Below are 18,965 nucleotides of genomic sequence, written 5' to 3'. Positions count from 1 at the left end.
ATTTTTAAATGAAATATAAAAAAGACTGAGTCAATTTATTGCTACTCAATCTTTTTCGGTAAATTATTATTCCTCGTCATACTCTACCAATGTTAAAACATCGTATCCTTCTAACTTCTGCATACCGTTTAAATATTTTAAATCTATAATAAAGGCAATACCTGCAACAATTCCACCTAATTGCTCAATTAATTGAATCGTTGCTTCTATCGTACCACCTGTTGCCAGTAAATCATCTGTTATTAAAACACGTTGACCCGGTTTAATCGCATCTTTGTGCATCGTTAACACATTACTTCCATATTCAAGATCATATTCATAACGAATAACTTCCCTTGGTAATTTACCTTCTTTTCTAACAGGTGCAAAGCCAATGTTCATTGCATAAGCGACTGGACATCCAATAATGAATCCACGTGCCTCTGGTCCAACTACGATATCAATCTCTTTTTCACGTGCGAAATTAACGATCTGATCTGTAGCATAGGCATATGCTTCACCATTATCCATCAAAGTTGTTATATCTTTAAAGCTAATTCCTTCTTTTGGCCAGTCTTTCACTTCTGCAATATACTTTTTTAAATCCATCTTTGTGCCTCCACAATAAAATTCATTTATTTTTTTAATATTATTCCATAATTTGTTGTTTTAAACTGACAAATGTTGAGAACAGGAAAGTCTGTTCTAATTTCAAAGCATTTAATCTTTTTTTATACGTTCCTGACGACTGAATTTCCGCCTTTTCAATCGTTTCATTTAAATGATATGTTAATTCAGATTGATAAATAAAGTTTAAATCTTTGTATACTTCTAACATAAATAGTAAAGTATCAGGTTTCACCTTCAGTAAATCAATAAGATAACCCCCATCTGTCTTTAAATCAATGACAGGCTTCATTTTAAAACATTTAAATAATAATTTGAATTTTTCGATACTTGGCATACCTTCAAAGTAAATTTGATTTTTCTTATGAAAAATTAAATACATAGTATCAGCATCATTTGTATCAAAAGTTCTTTTGAAACTGTCAAAATCATGTGGGATATCTCTAAATACTATTTTATCATGCCCAAATACAGATTCGCCATAATAATAGTAATTTTCGTTGATTTTTTGCTTACCTGGATGGATAACATAAGCAACTTGTTCATCCTTTAAAAATTCAAATTTTCTTGGATGCGCATTACGAAAATCAATCATTTTAATATTATCTGATTGCATAGCCTGCACAATCATTTGCGGTGAAACATTGCCATTCCATTCATTGAGTTGAAGTGAACCTGCTAAATTAACAACAGCTCCTGAAGGAAATTCATTGATTAAGTCACCTTGTTTCCACATTAAACAATTCAAATCAGACATTGTTTTAAACTTTAAATGTGCTGCATTTTGCCCAATTTGTTTAATCTCATTGATTGTCTGGTCATATAAACCTATTACCGGTGCTTTAAAATCTGTTCCAAATGGTCGTAGTAATTCAATATCACTAATATTTTTTACTGTAATATCATCCATATCAATAACAGTATCGATATATAACTGAGAAGTTATCGGTTCACCATCTAATACGCTTTCCAAATACTGATTGATACTACGTTCTAATTGTTCAATTTGATCGATTGGTAACGTCAAACCAGCTGCCATATGATGACCACCAAACTTCGTAATCAATTCTCGTGCCTGGTCAAGACTTTCATACATGGATATCTGTTCAACACTACGTGCTGAACCCTTTGCGTAGTCATTCACATAATCTATATTTAAAACGATGGCCGGCAGATTATATTGTTCAACGATACGACTCGCAACTATACCAAGGACACCTTCGTTCCAATTTTCTTTAGCAAGCACTAAAAAACGATTACCGTTACTGATTTTCTCTTCTGCTTCAATCATCGCTTCCTGTGTAATTGTCTCTACAATCGCTTTACGTTCAACATTGAAACTATCAACTTGTTCAGCCATCCATTCCGCTTCCTCAGGGTCATCCAGCTGTAAAAGTTCTGCAGCAATTCTTGCATCATCCAGACGTCCAACAGCATTTAATCTCGGACCAATAATAAAACCTATTGTCTCTTCATCGATCATTCCTGAGAAACCTGCTTGTTTTAATAGCGCTGCTACTCCAACAGGTGGCGTCTGATTAAGTATTTTAAGGCCTCGCTTTACCAACGCTCTATTTTCTCCGGTCATTGAAACAAGATCGCTGATTGTTCCTATCGCAACAAACGGTAAATATTGTTCATTTTGTTCTCCAAGCAGTGCATGACTTACTTTATATGCAACCCCCACTCCTGCAAGATGTCCAAAAGGATAAGTACCTTCGGGGTGCATCGGATGAATGATTGCAAAAGCCTTCGGTAAAGTCTCACCAATTTCATGATGATCAGTAATAATGACATCTATTCCAAGTTCATTGGCAACATCAATTTCATGATGACCTTGAATGCCATTATCAACTGTAATAATTAATTTAACGCCTTCATCTGCTGCCTGACGAAATGCATCTTCATTCGGTCCATATCCTTCAGTAAATCGATTCGGAATATACCAGCCGACTATAGCGCCCATGGATTCTAAAGTTTTAACAAGTACTGTAGTACTTGTCACACCATCTGCATCATAATCACCATAAACAAGAATCGGTTCACCGTTTTCAATTGCTGTTTTTATTCTTACTATTGCTTTTTCCATTTCAAACATTAAAAACGGATCATGAATACTACCTTCAGAAAACACATCATTAAGCTGTTCGTCTGTAACAATATTTCGTGCATTTAATATTTTTTGATTGATACTAGAAATTTTATATTTTTTAATTAAGTCATCAGGAATTGTATTTTCTATCCTTGACACTTGCCATTTCATTTTCTTCATAACAATCCCCCTACACTCTAGAATTATACATGAAGGCATTCATTTTAGAAAATGAATGCCTCCAAATTAACTTACTTTTTTATCTAGTTTTTTAATCACATCATAATAAATATTAATAGCAGTAAATATCGATTCTTTATCATATTTCATTTCAGGATGATGTAATCCGTGATTCATATTACATCCTATACCTAGCATCGTCGTTTTTATTTCAGGTAATGTGTTAGAATATGTATGAAAATCTTCTGCACCAGGCGTTACAATCGTTTCAATATAATCATGCTGCTGTTCACGTAACACTTCTGTTAAGATATTTCTTGCTTCATCACTTACTTCAGCTGCTACTGTATTACTTGTATAATAATATTTTAATGTACACTCATACTGGCCTTTTATCATTTCACAGATGTTATCTATATTTTCTTGTAAAGCAGCCATTTTATCATTGTATTGTGCTCGTACATCAAACACACAATTTACCGTTCCAGGAATCGTATTATGTGTGCCTCCAAGTGTTTCAATCGTCGTCATCTTCACAGAATAAGATCTGTCTTTTTCATTGTTCAGTGCTTTTATTTTTTGATTTAGTGTCATTGCAATATCAATGCTATTGATAGATTCCCATGGTCGACCCGCATGACCTTCAGTCGTTGTTATATCTACGTGAAGCGTTGCGCTCGCTCCATGCTGGATACTGCTCGAGAATTCATTTCCTTTCAATTCATTTTTAGGTCTGACATGCATACCAAACATATATTCAACATCATTTAAAATATCATGTTCTAAAACATATTTTGCACCGCTTCCAGCTTCTTCAGCTGGTTGGAAGATGAATAATAAATTATATTTTGGTTGATAGTTTGTTAATTTCAGTTTAAATAACAGACCGATCAATGTCGTCATATGCGCGTCATGACCACACGCATGGATTACTTTCAAACCATCTTCAAAATTATAAGGCAGCGCATCAATATCACTTCTAAATGCTACTGTCTTATCAATTTCACCAGGTATTTTTATATATAGTCCCGTCTTGTTAAAACGATGTACTTCATAGTCATCTCTAAATAACTTTTCAATGTATTTCGTTGTTTTCTCTTCATCCCAACTTACTTCAGCTCTTAAATTCAGTTCACGATTAATGTCTAATATCCTATCATGAAAATCTGTGTTATTCATGTTAATCCCCTTTTTATAAAATTCTTTAAATATATTTATTATTTAAATTATATATTATTAATTATCAATATAATTAATAATTAAATTATTCATACTTCAAATTTTTTTACAGTTAATGCTGCTAATGTTTCTTTATTGATAGTAATACCTAATCCAGGTGCATCCCCTAAATCAACAAACGGTATATCATATTTTAAATCGCCAATATCCTGACTGAATAATAAAGGTCCTGTAAGTTCCGTGGATTTAACATTATTTAATGCCATTGCTGTATGATACCCTGCAGCACTACCAATAGAAGATTCCACCATTGATCCGATTTGACATTCAATGCCTAAACCTTCTGCAAATCGTATTAACTTAACCGCATTATGAATTCCGCCACACTTCATTAATTTCACATTTAATAAATCAAAATGTGGTGTTTTGAGTCTTGCTAAATCATGGACATCTTTAATCATTTCATCTGCCATTAGATTTACATTCATATTTTCATATAAATATTTCATGCCTTCAATATCATTATATTTCAATGGTTGTTCAATCCATTTTAATTTCGAATCTTCTATTGATCTCAAAGCTTGTACGATTGTCTTTGGATTTGACCATGCTTGATTACAGTCAACACGAACAGTTGCATCTATGTCTTTAATATATTCTAAAATCTGTTTTAATTTCAAAATATCATCAAATATATTTCCACCAAGCTTAACTTTTATAACCTTATACCCGGATTCGAGTAAAATATCGATATCTTCTTTAGTTTCTTCAATATGTTTAACACTTAATACTTTTGCGTAATCCAGTCTATCAACAGTTTTACCTCCAAGCAGCTGATAAATTGGTAAATTAGCGTGCTTACCTAAAATATCATACAATGCGATATCTATACTTGCCTTCAATGCGGGATTACCTAAAATCATTTCATCGAGTAATAAATGAATTCCTTCAATATTTAATGGATTTTTTCCGATAAGCTTAGGCACTATTATTTCCAGATTAGCATATATGCCAGCTGCACTTTCCCCCGTAACATGCTCATCAGCAACGCCTTCACCATATCCTACAATACCCGTATCCGTATGTATTTCTACGATTACTGAGTGCATGCTATCGTAAGTAGCATAATTAATAATAAAAGGTTCTTTCAAAGGTAGTTGAATATAATGGCCAATAATTTTTGTGATTTTCATAATTCTCCTCCAAATGACTGTTATATTCATCATAATAAAATTTTAATGTAATTTGTGAAATTTATACAAAAAAAAGAAAAATCATGACTATACATGATTTTTCCTTTTTTATTTATACATATATCTTTTCATCATTCGCTTTCTTTTCTTCATATACTGTTAATCGTCCGCCATTTGCTTTAAGTTGACGTTTTTTCAGGATACCCCAAAGCGGAACAGCAATAAAGATTGAACTGAATACCCCGGAAATTAAACCGACAAGTAATGCAAGCGAGAAGTTAAAGATACTAGATGCTCCTAGTAACATCAGTGCAAAAACTACGATAATTACAGTTAGAACAGTGTTGATTGATCGCGTTAATGTTTGTCGAATAGAACTATTAACAATCTCATCAATCTGTTCCGGACGTGTAATTACTTTCATCTTATGAAGATTCTCACGCACACGGTCAAATGTAACGATTGTATCGTTAATTGAGTAACCGATAATTGTCAGAATCGCTGCGATAAATGTAACATCAACTTCGAATCTGAAGATACTGAAGAAAGCTATAATTAAAAATGCATCATGTAGTAACGAAAGTACAGATGTTAAACCCATTCTCCATTCAAATCGGAATGTTACATAGATGATGATACCGATCGAAGCAATGATTACAGATTTAATCGCATTTTTTGCTAATTCTTTACCAATTTCACTAGAAACAGTATTTACATTCGGCTCATGTCCGAATTTCTTATCAAAGTCAGATTTTAAATCTCTAATTTGATTTTTAGTCAAAGGATCTTTAAATTGAATTACAGCTGTTTTATTTGTATCAGAATTAACAATAATATTATCAGTTTCTAAATCTAAAGATTTTAATGAGGTTTTCACATCGTCGACTTTTATCACTTGATCGCTCTTCACATCTACACGTGATCCTGATTTAAAGTCAATGCCTAAATTTAATCCCATTAGCGCAATGATAATACTTCCGATAATAATTGAGGCTAATGATCCTGCAAGTAAAGGTTTCGCAAGTTTTACAAAATCAATACGGTCCCATCGAGTCTTCAGGTCATGTACATCGATGCCTTCAGAAAGGTGATGTCGCTGTTTACTATTCACGCCGAAGAAACTAAATTTCTTATCAAAGAATCCAGAGTTTACAGCAAGACCTAATAATATACGTGTAAAGAATACTTGTGTAATAAAGATCATTAAGATACCTAGTAATAGCATTGTCGCAAAACCTTTAACACTACTTGTTCCTAAGAAGAATAATACTAAAGCAGCAAGTACTGTCGTTAGGTTGGCATCGAGTATCGTTAAAAATGATGAACTAGATCCTTTTTTAAATGCCTGTTTTACGCTACGCCCAATCTTCAATTCATCTTTAATACGTTCATACATGATGATATTAGCATCAACGGCCATACCTACACCTAACACTAACGCTGCAATACCCGGTAACGTAAGTACACCATGAATCATATTAAATGCAATCATCGTTAACCAAATATAAGCAGATAAAGAGATGACAGCTAATATACCTGGTAGACGGTAATAAAAAATCATAAATAAGAAAATTAATCCTACTCCGACTGCAGATGCTAACATTGTATCATGTAACGCATCTTGACCAAACTGAGCACCAACAGAAGTTGAATAAACTTCTGTTAGTTTAACAGGTAGTGAACCTGAGTTTAATAAGTCAGCAATTTGTTTTGCACGTATTAATCCTTCTTCACCCTGGAATCCACCTGAAATCTCAACATTTTGCGAATTGATTTCCTGTGATACGCCGGCAGCACTCACATATTTCGGTTCTTTTCCAGCCTGTTCACGCTTAGCTTCTTTTTTATAGCTATCTTTACCTTCTTCAAAGTCCATCCAGATAACCATTATATTAGGGTTCTGTTTTGAAATCTTACGTGTAACATCAGCAAATTTTTTCGCTGATTTTAATTTTAAGGTAACAACAGGTGCATTGCTATTTTGATCAAATGCTTGTTTAGCACCACCTTGTACTAAATCTTTACCTGAAAGAAGTAATTTATCATTAGCGTCACGAATCGTAAGGTTCGCACTTGTAGATAAAATCTCTCGTGCTTCATTTTGATTTTTAACACCAGCAAGCTGAACACGAATTCTGTCATTATTTTCTATCTGAATTTTTGGTTCTGATACCCCTAAAACATTGACACGCGATTCAAGTGTCTTACTCGTCGCTTTAACGACTTCACTATCGATTTTGTCGTTTTTATCTAATTTATCTACTTTATAAAGTACTTCAAAACCACCTTGTAAATCTAATCCCAGATTTACTTTCTCCATAATACCTTTTACTGTTACACCCATTGAGCTAAACAAAAGTATTGTTAATAACAGTAACGCTATTAATCTGCTACGTTTTTTCACAGTTCCACCTCAAAACTCAAATTTAAAAACACATTTTACCAATGTAATAAATAATAACATAACCTCAACTTAAAACGATATTAAAGATGTGTAAAATTTGATAAATATATAAAAATATTTAATTTATTACGATTTTTTTGGCTAAAATTTTATGTAATTTTAATAGTCAATACCATTACTTAGCTTTTTTGATTGCCATCTTATCAAAAGTCATTTCTGTACCTTTGTTATTGACAATGATCGTTACAAAGTTTGCATCAACTGATTTCACAGTTCCTTGTAGCCCACCAATCGTTGCAACTTTGTCGCCTCTTTTTAAGTTTCTAAGTAGTTCCTGTTGTTCTTTTGTTCTTTTTTGCTGTGGTCTGATCATTAAAAAATATGCCACAAATAATAATACGATTAAAGGTAATATTTGTACGATAATTGCCTGCATTTCTGGTGTCATAATAGTCCTCCTAGAAGTTTTTTGGATTTTCAACATTTAAACCGTATGCTTCAAAGAATTCTTCCTTGAAATCAAGTAGACGATCATTACGAATTGCTTCTCTTACCTGTTCCATCATATTCAATAAGAAATGTAAATTATGGATTGTCGTTAAGCGAATTCCAAAAGTCTCATCAGCTTTAATTAAGTGACGAATATATGCTTTCGTATAATTTTTGCAAGTGTAACAATCACAATTTTCATCAAGTGGCGTATAATCACGTTCGTATTTCGCATTCTTTACGACAACGCGTCCTTTGCTTGTCATACATGTGCCATTACGTGCAATACGTGTTGGCAATACACAGTCAAACATATCAATACCACGAATTGCACCTTCAATGAGTGCATCAGGAGATCCAACGCCCATTAAATAACGTGGTTTATCAAATGGCATGAGTGGTGTCGTATGCTCTAACATTCTATACATGATTGGTTTAGGTTCTCCTACAGATAAACCACCAATCGCGTATCCCGGAAAATCTAATGAAACTAAATCTTTCGCAGATTGTGTACGTAAATCCTCATATTCTCCACCCTGGATAATACCGAATAATGCCTGATCATTTGGTCTTTGATGCGCTTCTAAACAGCGTTCAGCCCAGCGACTAGTCCTTTCGATACTCGCTTTTACATACTCATACGTAGCAGGCATTGGTGGACATTCATCAAATGCCATCATAATGTCTGATCCTAAATCATTTTGAATATGCATTGCTTTTTCAGGACTTAAGAATAATTTAGAACCATTTAAATGATGTCTGAAATGTACACCTTCTTCTTCAATCTTACGCATATCACTTAAACTAAATACTTGAAAGCCACCGCTATCTGTTAAGATGGGTCTATCCCAGTTCATAAATTTGTGTAATCCACCCGCTTCGCGAATGATATCACTCCCTGGTCGAAGCCATAAGTGGTATGTATTACTTAGAATAATTTTAGCGTTCATTGCTTTTAATTCTTCCGGACTCATCGTTTTTACTGTTGCTTGCGTTCCAACTGGCATAAACATCGGTGTTTCAAAAGAACCATGTGGTGTATGGACAATACCTAGTCGCGCTCCAGATTGTTTACAAGTTTTTATATGTTCATAAGTTACTGCTGGCATAAATGTTCTCCTTTTTAATAAATAAACATTGCATCTCCGAAACTAAAGAAGCGATATTCTTCTTTAACAGCTTCATGATAAGCATCTAATATAAATTCTCTTGTTGCTAAACTTGATACTAACATTACAAGTGTTGACTTAGGCAGATGGAAGTTTGTTATCATTGCATCTATCGCCTTAAATTTATAACCTGGATAGATGAAGATATCTGTCCATCCACTTTGTGCTTCAAAGTGACCATTTTCATCTGCAATCGTCTCTAGTGTTCGTGTTGAAGTAGTACCTACAGAGATAATGCGTTTGCCACTCGCTTTTGTACGATTTAACAATTGTGCAGTTTCTGTAGTCATCTCGTAGTATTCACTGTGCATATCATGATCTTCAATCGAATCCACACTTACTGGTCTGAATGTCCCTAGACCGACATGCAATGTGATATAAGCAATGTTAACGCCTTTTTCTTCTATTGCTGCTAATAATTCTTTTGTAAAGTGAAGACCAGCCGTAGGTGCTGCAGCTGAGCCAACAGCTTTTGCATACACTGTTTGATAACGATCCTGATCATCAAGTGTTTCCTTTATATAAGGTGGTAACGGCATTAAACCTAATTCATCAAGTCGTTCCTGTAAAATCCCATCATACTTAAGCTGCATGATACGACCACCTTGTTCAAGTATATCAACACATGTCGCAATAATCTTACCATCCCCAAAATATACTTCAGTTCCTTTTTGAACGCGCTTTGCGGGTTTAATCAAAACTTCCCAGCCATTATCGTGTTCAGTAAGCATCAACATTTCTATTTTGGCACCTGTATCACTTTTAACACCAAAAAGACGTGCCGGCATAACTTTCGTATCATTAAGAACAAGCGTATCACCTTCATTTAAATAATCAATTATAGATTTAAAATGTGTATGCGTGATCTCTCCAGTTACTTTGTTTAAAGCAAGTAATCGACTTGCTGTACGATCAAGCAAAGGCGTTTGTGCAATTAATTTTTCTGGTAGTGCAAAATCAAATTCATTTATATCCAACTTTATTTCCTCTTTTCATTATCAAACGGAATATTAAAATGTTCATAAGCAAGTGGTGTGGCTACACGACCCCGTTGTGTACGTTCTAAAAAGCCTTTTTGAATTAAATAAGGTTCATAAACATCTTCAAGTGTCATGCGTTCCTCACCGATGGACACTGCTATCGTATCCAGTCCAACCGGTCCACCGTTATATCTTTCAATGATAGCCATTAATATTTTATGATCGATATGATCTAATCCATACGCATCAACCTGTAATAAATTCAGTGCATTTGATGTGATTTCAAAATCAATATGACCATCATTTTTAACTTGTGCAAAATCACGTACACGACGTAACAATCGATTAGCGATACGTGGAGTACCACGGCTACGCATGGCCAGTTCTGTGACTGATGCATCATCAATTGCTACATCAAACACATCAGCTGTACGGCTCACAACTTGAGACAAATCATCAATAGAATAGTAATCAAGTCTTAAATGGACTCCGAAACGGTCACGTAAAGGTGCTGAAAGACTACCGGCACGCGTTGTCGCACCAATCAAAGTGAAAGGTGGTAATTCGATACGAATACTTCTTGCCTCTTCACCTTTACCTACCACGATGTCTAACATAAAGTCTTCCATAGCAGGATATAATACTTCTTCAACTACTCTACTTAAACGATGAATTTCATCGATAAAAAGCACATCTCCTGCATTTAAACTTGAAAGAATTGCTGCTAAATCTCCCGGACGTTCTATAGACGGTCCTGAAGTCGTCCTAATATTGACATCAAGTTCATTCGCTACAATTGTAGCAAGTGTTGTCTTACCTAAGCCGGGTGGACCATATAACAGCACATGGTCTAGTGATTCGTTACGCAATTTTGCTGCCTGAATAAATACATCCAGATTATGTTTAATCTTTTCCTGGCCAATATACTGAGAAAGTTTTGTCGGACGCAGACTTAATTCATCTTGCAGTTCCTCTGAGTTTAAAAGTGTATCATCTATAATTCTGTCATCCAATCATTTCAACTCCTTTATGAGACAAGCATTTGAAAAGCACGTTTGACATTTTCATCAACAGTTGCTAACTGTTCTTGTTTTAACACTTTTTCAACTTTTTGAAGCTCTCGTTTCGTATAACCTAATGCCTCAAGAGCAAGTAATGCTTCTTCGATAACTTCAGTCTTCTGATCATTGATTTCTTTAAATACTTCTGTCTCATCCGTAATAATCAATTTGCCTTTTAAATCGAGTATCATTTGTCGTGCTGTCTTCTTACCGATGCCAGGAAACTTAATTAAATAACTATCATTTTCACTTTCAATCGCATTTTTAATTTCTTTTGGTGAGCTTGATGCTAATATAGCTAAAGCAGACTTTGGACCTATACCAGTTACTTTATTTAACGATAAAAACAACTGTTTTTCTTCCATTGAATCGAAACCATATAGTGTATGTGCATCTTCACGCACAACCAGCTGCGTAAATAATTTAAAATCTTTATTGATATATTTTTGAAAGCGGTATGGATTTGGTACATGACATTCATATCCAATACCGTTTACACCAACAACTAGATGTGTCGGTAAAATCTCGTTTAATTGACCTTCTAAATAAGCGTACATCGTACCCTCCTATAAACTCATACCAAGTAGCTGCACTTGATTAACATAATCAAGTGCTTCAATCTTTTCAATCAGTTCATTAATCGTTAAATCCATATTTGTAGCATTTAATGAAATTGTAATCGTCGCTTTATCTTTAATTGGAATCGTCTGGTGAATTGTTAACACCGAACCATTCTCACTTGCGATAAATTCTAATATACGACTTAACAAACCTACTTTATCATCTACCTGGACCATCATTGTAATGTTACGTTCTCGTGTTTTTTCATCTACTGGAAATATCGTATCTTTATATTTATAAAATGCACTTCTGGATAAATCATATGTTTTAACTGCATCAAATATTGATAGCTTTGGATTTTTATCAAGTAAATCTTTTATTAATAATGTTTTCTTTACTGATTCAGGCAATACATCTTCGCGAATTAAATAAAACTTTTTATTTTGATCCGTCATATCTCCACCTGCTACTCTACAAATTCAAACTCACCGCGCATAATTCGAACGATGTCTCCATTTTTACAGCCACGTTCACGTAATGCATCATCGATACCCATCGTACGCATTTGACGTGCGAAACGACGCACAGATGCATCACGTGTGAAGTCTGTCATCTTGAATAAACGTTCGATTGAGTTACCACTCACAACATAAGCACCATCATCTGCTCGTGTAATTTCAAAGTGATCTGCAGATTTTTCATGTTTATACATTACACGGTGAACTGCAGTATCTTCTTCATCAATATCATAATCAACATCTTTCGTTGCATCTAATAAGTCTGCTGCTCGATATAATAACGTATCTATGTTTTGGTAAGTTGCTGCGCTTAATTCAATAATTTCAACTTCATCACCAATTTTTTCTTTGAATTCTGCTAAATATTCATCCGCATTTGGCATATCCATCTTGTTTGCAACGACAATTTGTGGGCGTCGCGCTAATTTCTTATTATAGTTTTCTAACTCTTTATTGATAGTAACATAGTCTTCATAAGGATCTCTTCCATCAGTACGTCCCATATCAATAATATGAATAATAACGCGTGTACGTTCAACGTGTTTTAAGAATTGATGCCCTAATCCAACACCTTCAGAAGCACCTTCTATTAGACCAGGTAAATCAGCCATTACAAAACTACGGTTATCTTTTGTTTGTACAACACCTAAATTCGGTTTAATTGTCGTAAAATGATAAGCACCGATTTTCGGCTTTGCTTTCGAAACAATTGAAAGTAAGGTAGATTTCCCAACACTTGGATAACCAACTAAACCAACGTCGGCTAATAATTTAAGTTCTAAAGAAACTTCTAATTCTTCACCAGGTTCACCATTTTCACAGAAATCTGGTGCAGGGTTACTTGCTGATGCGAAACGTGAATTACCACGTCCACCGCGTCCACCTTTAGCGACTACTGCACTTTGTTCATGTAACACTAAATCTGCAATAATCTCTCCGGTTTCAGCATTTTTAACAATCGTGCCAGGTGGCACTTTTAATATTAAATCTTTTGCTCCTCTTCCATGCATGTTGCTTGTCTGACCGTTCTCACCTTTTTCAGCTTTGAACATACGTTGGAAACGGAAATCTAATAATGTACGTAACCCTTCATCTACCTGGAATATAATAGAAGCGCCTTTACCGCCATCTCCTCCAGCAGGACCACCTAATGGTACATACTTTTCACGACGATATGCAACGATACCGTTACCACCGTCACCTGCTTTTAAATTAATCTTGACCTGATCTATAAACATATAAACACCTCTTATTTTCTTATTTCTAATTTGTATTCAATAATTTCGTCATTCACAATTGTACAACTTGATAATACATCTGACGTGTCTTTAATATTGCCTGTTAATGCAAAAATACATTCAATCTCATCATCTGTTTCAAATAAACTTATTGTAACCAATGATTTAGTATCGACTCTATTTTTGTAATCCATAATACATGTTTGAATAAACGCTTTTAATATTTCATCATAATTGCCAATTGCACTGGTTAGAAGCTCAATTTCAAATGACCATTCAAATAAACGTTCATCTAATGTAGTATCAACGTAATACTGTATGGATTTGGGACAATTTAATTTTAAAAATTGTTGTTCATCTCTAAACTTTGCAATGATGTTTTTGGATAAACGCTCAGCTTTATCTTGTTGACCTAATGTAAAATAAGCATCTAACAACTGCAATTGGTTCGCTAAATCATGTTTAGTTTTCATATAAGTTTCAACATTATGCATTAAATCACCTGTTCATATTATATCATGGATTAAATAATTGTACGACTGAGGTAAACAAATGAAAAAAGAACTGAGACATGGTTATGTCTCAGTCCCTTATCATCTAATTATTTTGCTTCAGCGTATACTGAAACTTTCTTTTTGTCGCGTCCGAAACGTTCGAATTTAACAACGCCGTCGATTTTAGCGAATAAAGTATCATCGCCACCACGTCCAACGTTTTCACCTGGATAAATTTTAGTACCGCGTTGACGGTATAAAATAGAACCACCTGTCACGAATTGACCATCAGCACGTTTAGCACCTAAACGTTTTGATTCAGAGTCACGTCCGTTACGTGTAGAACCTACCCCTTTTTTCGATGCGAAGAATTGTAAGTTTAATTTTAACATGAGTTACACCTCACTTATAGTTTAGTTTAATATATTGTCCGTATTCAGCTTCAATCGTCTGTAATGACACGAGCATTGATTGAATAATCAGTTGTGCTTCTTTATTGTTAAGGTCAACGACCCTTGCAGTAAAGTAACCACCATCATCCGCATAATCAATGTCCGGTCGTTCATCTGTCAAACCAATCACTGCATTCATACTACCAAAGACGATAGCTGAAGCGCCTGCACAAACAAGATCTTGTCCGTGTGGTGCACTATCTGCATGTCCTTCCATAGTAAACTCAGTCACTTGACCTTCATCATTTACTAAGATAGTAACATTAATCATTACGCGTTAATCGCTTCAATAACTAATTTAGTGTAAGGTTGACGATGACCTTGTTTACGTTTGTAGTTTTTCTTTGGTTTGTATTTGAATACAGTGATTTTTTTACCGCGTCCGTGTTTTTCAACTTTCGCTGTAACAGTAGCACCTTCAACTACAGGTGAACCTACTTTAACTGAATCTCCACCAACCATTAATACTTGATCAAACGTGAATGTTGAACCAGCTTCTGCGTCTAATTTCTCAACCCAGATTTCTTGACCTTGTTCAACTTTTAATTGTTTTCCACCAGTTTCAATAATTGCAAACATACTTGCACCTCCTATTTTATTTAAGTCACGCCATCTTCAGGTGGATTGCTCACTTGAAACCTAAAGTTGTGCGGTTGTATGTAGCTTTTGAAACTACTCAACTTCAATATATTATCATTTTAATCATTCATCGTCAATCATTATTTCATATACTTATCAAGTAATTTTAGGATAAATGGAAAGACGACTAATATTAAAATGAAGTTGATTAGTAAGGACGGTAAAACATGTGTCCACAAAAATACAAAATAATTGATATGTGCTATTCCAAGAATTGCAAAAACAATATAATAAAAGTTTTCAAACAGAAAGATAAATCCTAAAAACAACACAATCATCATTTTTAAATCTTTATAAAAGACTTTAAATAATTGATCCATCAGAAGTATCGCAATAATAAAACCGAATAAATATATTCCATAGATTGTGCCAAAATAAATATCTGAAATAATACCAAATAACACACCTAGTATCAATGCTACTTTCGGATTTTTGTAAACAGTAATTATAAGTAGATACATAAATAATAGATGCGATTTAAAAAAATAATCAACATTCAATATAGAGATTGGCCAGATTGAATTGATTAATGAATCAATATAAAACAATATAAGCGCAATAAGCGGCATAATTACAAGCTGCATTATTCGCCACTTCCTTCTAATGAAATCACTTTAGGACTTTTTTTAGCAACATATACTTGTGTGAGTTCATTAATATCAGCCTGCGTCTCCACATATGCAATTTGACTCAATCCAAATTCATCATTTTCAACTTTCTTTACCTCTCCAATTAAGATACCTTTCGGGAATTGACCACCAAGACCACTAGTAACTATTTTTGTTCCTAGTTTTACTTTCACATTATTATTAATATCAGATAATACAAGTAAATTTTTACTTTCATCAAAATGATCAATCATTCCAAATATATCTTGACCTTCTTGCTGTAAAGTAACACTAATCTTACTAGATTTTATACTAGACGTGATTAATTCTACTTGTGAAGAATAACTGTTAACTTTCTTGATACGACCTACTAAGCCTTCAGTTGTAAGCACAGCCATATTTTCACGAATACCAGATGATTCACCTTTATTTACGATAAAAGTATTCATCCATTGATCTTGATTTCTAGCGATTATCGTAGAAATCACCGGATCATACTCTGAAATACTATCCGTTTTTAAAGCTTGTCTTAGTTCCTGATTTTCTTTCTCTAAACGATAATTATCAGCTTCTACTTGCGCGAAACCTTTTATCTTTTCTTTCAACTTCTTATTTTCTTCATTTGCATCCCACATATTAATGAGATTACCGAAATTACCTGTTACAAACAGTGCAGGATATGACACGATTCTTTGACCGATGGCAGTCGTATCTCCTACAAATGATTCAACTGTCGTCGTTTCTCTTTCTCTTAGCGAAAATCCAACTAGGACCATAAATATGATGAGTCCAAAAAGAAAGAAAACTAATTTATTTCTCTTATAAAAATTGGGCAAACTCAACACCTCATTAAAATGACTTTAATATATTATACGATACCATATTTTTGCTTTAACTTGAGTATTTTTTGAACATTTTCATCAATAATTTTCTCATCTATCTTACCGGATTTGACTTGTGATTTAATGAATTCTATCTGATAACGAATATCACCAATATCTGAACCAATCAATAAACATGTTTCCCCGGCATTTATTGCATTCATTAGTGCCTGCTCTCGAGAGTAATTTTTAACAACAGCACCCATAGCCAGATCGTCGGTAACTATGACACCTTTATAACCTAATTTTTGCTTGAGTATGTCTGTAACCATAGCTTTACTCATTGAACTTGGGGTGTTTGCATCAATTGACGGGAATAATATGTGGCTGACCATAATCATATCGATATCATCCTTAATCGCTGATTTAAATGGTTGTAACTCACTATCAAATAAACGTTTCTCTGTCAGATGACTTACCGGTAAAGATTCATGACTATCAGTAAAAGTATCGCCATGTCCCGGAAAGTGTTTCGCGCTTGTAATGACATTCTGATCATTAATGCCTCTATTAAAAGGTATGCCATACTTTATGACGTCCTGATAAGTCGTACCAAAACTACGATCACCGATTACTTTATTAGCAGGATTACTCCAAATATCTAAAGAAGGTGCAAAGTCTACATTGAATCCTAATACATTTAATTGTCTTCCAATGTATTCACCTTTGTCATAGGCAACGCGCGGATCACCACTGCTACGAATTTGAAATGCTGGTTCAATATTCTGCATGCCTGCGGGGAAACGATTCACACGTCCACCCTCCTGATCCACCGCTATAAACATTGGAATCCCTTTATTATGCTCGTAAATTGTTTGATTAAGCAGTCTCGTTTGTTCAGCTGTCTGAATATTTCGGGCAAATAAAATCACACCACCAATATTCAGCTGATTGTATTCTTCCAATACATTATTATATGTTGTGCCGTGAAACCCTAAAATAAATTGCTGGGCAATCTTTTGTTCTAATGTCATCTTACTCATTATATACGGCAAGAGCGAAACTTGATTAAGCGGTTTTATAGGCGGAGTACTGTGCTGTGACTTAAAATTATATTGTTGATTACATGATGATAATATGAGACAAACAATAGCTAAAAATAATATGCGGATCGGTTTATTAAAATAAAACAAAAAAACATCTCCATCCAGTAGAAATAATTGATGTTACTAGTTATACCGTATTTATTATAAACAAAAATATTTAAAAAACAAAATAAAGGTCTGGAAATAAATATTATCTCCAAACCTTTTATAATTGCTAAACTTTAATAAAAACTTTTATCTTTCATATCAACTGATTGCTGACGTTCACTTAGAGCATGATATAAATCATTTTCTGATTGAAATACAGATACTTTATTTTCACCAAATCGATACATGATAAAGTCACTGCCACGCTGACCAATCAAGTATTCATCATTATAACCCATTCGAGTTAATCCGGACACATCCATAAATTCCTGCTTATCCATAAAATTAAATGCATTCTTCACCTGAGATAATGGGATGTTTCTAAACAGCACATTATCTTCTAATGTATAAGTTGATGCATTTTGAACTGTTTCATTTACTGTTTGATTTTCCTCACCATTAAAAGGATTAGTGACAAAGATAAAATATATCATAACACCTATAACTACAAGTAGACTTAGCTTAATAAGTCTTCTAAATAACTTAAACATTGTATCCCCTTCTTTCTGATACAATCTTACCGTTAAAAAGAAATAGTTTCATCAGTCCTGGGATTGATTATAGCACATTACAATAAATTTAATAGCTTCATTATCAATCGTTTCGTAAAATGTATTTACTTCGTAAAATCCCATTCTTTCATATAGTTTAATACCTCTTATATTGAATGAAGCTACCGTTAACCGAAATATATGAACGTCATAAAGTCCATGATAATACTGGAACATAATGTTTAATAGCTGTTCACCCATTTTTTTACCGATCCATTTCGGATTTAATGCGAAACCAACATCTAAGATATCATCATCTTCAGGATATGTTTCATTGATTCGAGCGCTTTCACCATCACAGAAAAAACCAAATATTTCATCATTTTTATAGACAATATAATAATGACCATTCAAAAATGTTTCTATGACATATGGATCTTCTTCTATGTTATAAAATTCATATCCTTTGCCAAAATCCCATCTGCTTATTTCTTCTGCAGCAGTTCGATGCATCGGAATAATGTTATACATATTTAC

The 18,965-nt window shown here is 33.9% G+C and carries 21 protein-coding genes and 1 other annotated feature; all 21 genes read right to left on the bottom strand.

Translation table 11 applies throughout. The annotated features are described in order from the left end of the window. Positions 1-66: 66 nt before the first annotated feature. Positions 67-588, bottom strand: coding sequence for an adenine phosphoribosyltransferase (locus BFS35_RS01255; protein ID WP_099580112.1), 522 nt, complete (start codon positions 586-588; stop codon positions 67-69). A 40-nt stretch (positions 589-628) separates the two neighbouring features. Beyond that, entirely contained in the window at positions 629-2,884 is a 2,256-nt protein-coding gene (recJ, locus tag BFS35_RS01250) for a single-stranded-DNA-specific exonuclease RecJ (RefSeq protein ID WP_407943219.1), read from the bottom strand. A gap of 60 nt (positions 2,885-2,944) precedes the next feature. Continuing rightward, positions 2,945-4,057, bottom strand: a complete 1,113-nt coding sequence (locus BFS35_RS01245; protein WP_099580108.1) for an amidohydrolase — start codon at positions 4,055-4,057, stop codon at positions 2,945-2,947. A gap of 89 nt (positions 4,058-4,146) precedes the next feature. After that, a complete protein-coding gene (locus BFS35_RS01240; protein ID WP_158554224.1) occupies positions 4,147-5,250 on the bottom strand; it encodes a mandelate racemase/muconate lactonizing enzyme family protein in 1,104 nt (367 codons plus the stop codon). Between the two features lie 112 nt (positions 5,251-5,362). Then, positions 5,363-7,654: a protein translocase subunit SecDF gene (secDF, locus tag BFS35_RS01235; RefSeq protein WP_099580104.1), complete on the bottom strand. Its 2,292-nt coding sequence runs from the start codon at positions 7,652-7,654 to the stop codon at positions 5,363-5,365. 175 nt (positions 7,655-7,829) lie between these two features. Then, complete coding sequence (gene yajC, locus BFS35_RS01230) at positions 7,830-8,102, bottom strand: preprotein translocase subunit YajC (RefSeq protein ID WP_372486727.1); 273 nt, start codon at positions 8,100-8,102, stop codon at positions 7,830-7,832. A 10-nt stretch (positions 8,103-8,112) separates the two neighbouring features. After that, the gene (tgt, locus tag BFS35_RS01225; protein ID WP_096076267.1) at positions 8,113-9,252 is read right to left on the bottom strand and encodes a tRNA guanosine(34) transglycosylase Tgt; all 1,140 of its coding nucleotides are present in this window, start codon (positions 9,250-9,252) and stop codon (positions 8,113-8,115) included. A gap of 14 nt (positions 9,253-9,266) precedes the next feature. Then, positions 9,267-10,289 carry a tRNA preQ1(34) S-adenosylmethionine ribosyltransferase-isomerase QueA gene (queA, locus tag BFS35_RS01220; RefSeq protein ID WP_099580102.1) on the bottom strand — a complete coding sequence of 341 codons (1,023 nt, stop codon included), beginning with the start codon at positions 10,287-10,289 and terminating at the stop codon, positions 9,267-9,269. A gap of 2 nt (positions 10,290-10,291) precedes the next feature. Then, on the bottom strand, positions 10,292-11,305 hold the full coding sequence (gene ruvB, locus BFS35_RS01215) for a Holliday junction branch migration DNA helicase RuvB (protein ID WP_099580100.1): 1,014 nt from the start codon (positions 11,303-11,305) through the stop codon (positions 10,292-10,294). 14 nt (positions 11,306-11,319) lie between these two features. Further along, on the bottom strand, positions 11,320-11,910 hold the full coding sequence (gene ruvA / locus BFS35_RS01210) for a Holliday junction branch migration protein RuvA (protein ID WP_099580098.1): 591 nt from the start codon (positions 11,908-11,910) through the stop codon (positions 11,320-11,322). Between the two features lie 9 nt (positions 11,911-11,919). Then, positions 11,920-12,369 carry an ACT domain-containing protein gene (locus BFS35_RS01205; RefSeq protein WP_099580096.1) on the bottom strand — a complete coding sequence of 150 codons (450 nt, stop codon included), beginning with the start codon at positions 12,367-12,369 and terminating at the stop codon, positions 11,920-11,922. Between the two features lie 11 nt (positions 12,370-12,380). Then, entirely contained in the window at positions 12,381-13,670 is a 1,290-nt protein-coding gene (gene obgE, locus BFS35_RS01200) for a GTPase ObgE (RefSeq protein WP_099580094.1), read from the bottom strand. 11 nt (positions 13,671-13,681) lie between these two features. After that, positions 13,682-14,164 carry a Spo0B domain-containing protein gene (locus BFS35_RS01195; RefSeq protein WP_099580092.1) on the bottom strand — a complete coding sequence of 161 codons (483 nt, stop codon included), beginning with the start codon at positions 14,162-14,164 and terminating at the stop codon, positions 13,682-13,684. Positions 14,165-14,271: 107 nt separating this feature from the next. Next, positions 14,272-14,556 carry a 50S ribosomal protein L27 gene (rpmA, locus tag BFS35_RS01190; RefSeq protein WP_096076260.1) on the bottom strand — a complete coding sequence of 95 codons (285 nt, stop codon included), beginning with the start codon at positions 14,554-14,556 and terminating at the stop codon, positions 14,272-14,274. 10 nt (positions 14,557-14,566) lie between these two features. Then, positions 14,567-14,887: a ribosomal-processing cysteine protease Prp gene (locus BFS35_RS01185; protein ID WP_099580090.1), complete on the bottom strand. Its 321-nt coding sequence runs from the start codon at positions 14,885-14,887 to the stop codon at positions 14,567-14,569. After that, positions 14,887-15,195, bottom strand: coding sequence for a 50S ribosomal protein L21 (gene rplU / locus BFS35_RS01180; protein ID WP_096076258.1), 309 nt, complete (start codon positions 15,193-15,195; stop codon positions 14,887-14,889). The genes BFS35_RS01185 and rplU overlap by 1 nt, the downstream gene beginning before the upstream one ends. A 13-nt stretch (positions 15,196-15,208) precedes the next feature. Beyond that, positions 15,209-15,281 (bottom strand) — a sequence feature (ribosomal protein L21 leader region). Between the two features lie 54 nt (positions 15,282-15,335). Beyond that, positions 15,336-15,839 (bottom strand): rod shape-determining protein MreD, encoded by a 504-nt coding sequence (gene mreD, locus BFS35_RS01175; RefSeq protein ID WP_099580088.1) that lies wholly within the window; start codon positions 15,837-15,839, stop codon positions 15,336-15,338. After that, positions 15,839-16,708, bottom strand: a complete 870-nt coding sequence (gene mreC, locus BFS35_RS01170; protein WP_275068209.1) for a rod shape-determining protein MreC — start codon at positions 16,706-16,708, stop codon at positions 15,839-15,841. The genes mreD and mreC overlap by 1 nt, the downstream gene beginning before the upstream one ends. Before the next feature lie 23 nt (positions 16,709-16,731). Beyond that, a complete protein-coding gene (locus BFS35_RS01165; RefSeq protein ID WP_158554223.1) occupies positions 16,732-17,718 on the bottom strand; it encodes a glycoside hydrolase family 3 protein in 987 nt (328 codons plus the stop codon). A 293-nt stretch (positions 17,719-18,011) separates the two neighbouring features. Then, positions 18,012-18,428 (bottom strand): DUF4930 family protein, encoded by a 417-nt coding sequence (locus BFS35_RS01160; protein WP_099580082.1) that lies wholly within the window; start codon positions 18,426-18,428, stop codon positions 18,012-18,014. A gap of 51 nt (positions 18,429-18,479) precedes the next feature. Continuing rightward, positions 18,480-18,959, bottom strand: coding sequence for a GNAT family N-acetyltransferase (locus BFS35_RS01155; protein ID WP_099580080.1), 480 nt, complete (start codon positions 18,957-18,959; stop codon positions 18,480-18,482). Positions 18,960-18,965 lie beyond the last annotated feature (6 nt).

Source organism: Macrococcoides goetzii, from assembly GCF_002742385.2.
GTDB classification, from domain to species: Bacteria; Bacillota; Bacilli; order Staphylococcales; family Staphylococcaceae; genus Macrococcoides; species Macrococcoides goetzii.
This window is presented reverse-complemented; position numbering and strand designations above follow the sequence as displayed.

Coding starts and splice junctions, on each gene's coding strand:
- mreD (WP_099580088.1), bottom strand. CDS start 15,839: ATGCAGCTTGTAATTATGCCGCTTATTGCGCTTATATTGTTTTATATT.
- BFS35_RS01185 (WP_099580090.1), bottom strand. CDS start 14,887: ATGATTAATGTTACTATCTTAGTAAATGATGAAGGTCAAGTGACTGAG.
- BFS35_RS01195 (WP_099580092.1), bottom strand. CDS start 14,164: ATGCATAATGTTGAAACTTATATGAAAACTAAACATGATTTAGCGAAC.
- rplU (WP_096076258.1), bottom strand. CDS start 15,195: ATGTTTGCAATTATTGAAACTGGTGGAAAACAATTAAAAGTTGAACAA.
- BFS35_RS01240 (WP_158554224.1), bottom strand. CDS start 5,250: ATGAAAATCACAAAAATTATTGGCCATTATATTCAACTACCTTTGAAA.
- obgE (WP_099580094.1), bottom strand. CDS start 13,670: ATGTTTATAGATCAGGTCAAGATTAATTTAAAAGCAGGTGACGGTGGT.
- BFS35_RS01165 (WP_158554223.1), bottom strand. CDS start 17,718: ATGACATTAGAACAAAAGATTGCCCAGCAATTTATTTTAGGGTTTCAC.
- BFS35_RS01160 (WP_099580082.1), bottom strand. CDS start 18,428: ATGTTTAAGTTATTTAGAAGACTTATTAAGCTAAGTCTACTTGTAGTT.
- BFS35_RS01245 (WP_099580108.1), bottom strand. CDS start 4,057: ATGAATAACACAGATTTTCATGATAGGATATTAGACATTAATCGTGAA.
- tgt (WP_096076267.1), bottom strand. CDS start 9,252: ATGCCAGCAGTAACTTATGAACATATAAAAACTTGTAAACAATCTGGA.
- BFS35_RS01255 (WP_099580112.1), bottom strand. CDS start 588: ATGGATTTAAAAAAGTATATTGCAGAAGTGAAAGACTGGCCAAAAGAA.
- yajC (WP_372486727.1), bottom strand. CDS start 8,102: ATGACACCAGAAATGCAGGCAATTATCGTACAAATATTACCTTTAATC.
- ruvA (WP_099580098.1), bottom strand. CDS start 11,910: ATGTACGCTTATTTAGAAGGTCAATTAAACGAGATTTTACCGACACAT.
- BFS35_RS01205 (WP_099580096.1), bottom strand. CDS start 12,369: ATGACGGATCAAAATAAAAAGTTTTATTTAATTCGCGAAGATGTATTG.
- rpmA (WP_096076260.1), bottom strand. CDS start 14,556: ATGTTAAAATTAAACTTACAATTCTTCGCATCGAAAAAAGGGGTAGGT.
- BFS35_RS01155 (WP_099580080.1), bottom strand. CDS start 18,959: ATGTATAACATTATTCCGATGCATCGAACTGCTGCAGAAGAAATAAGC.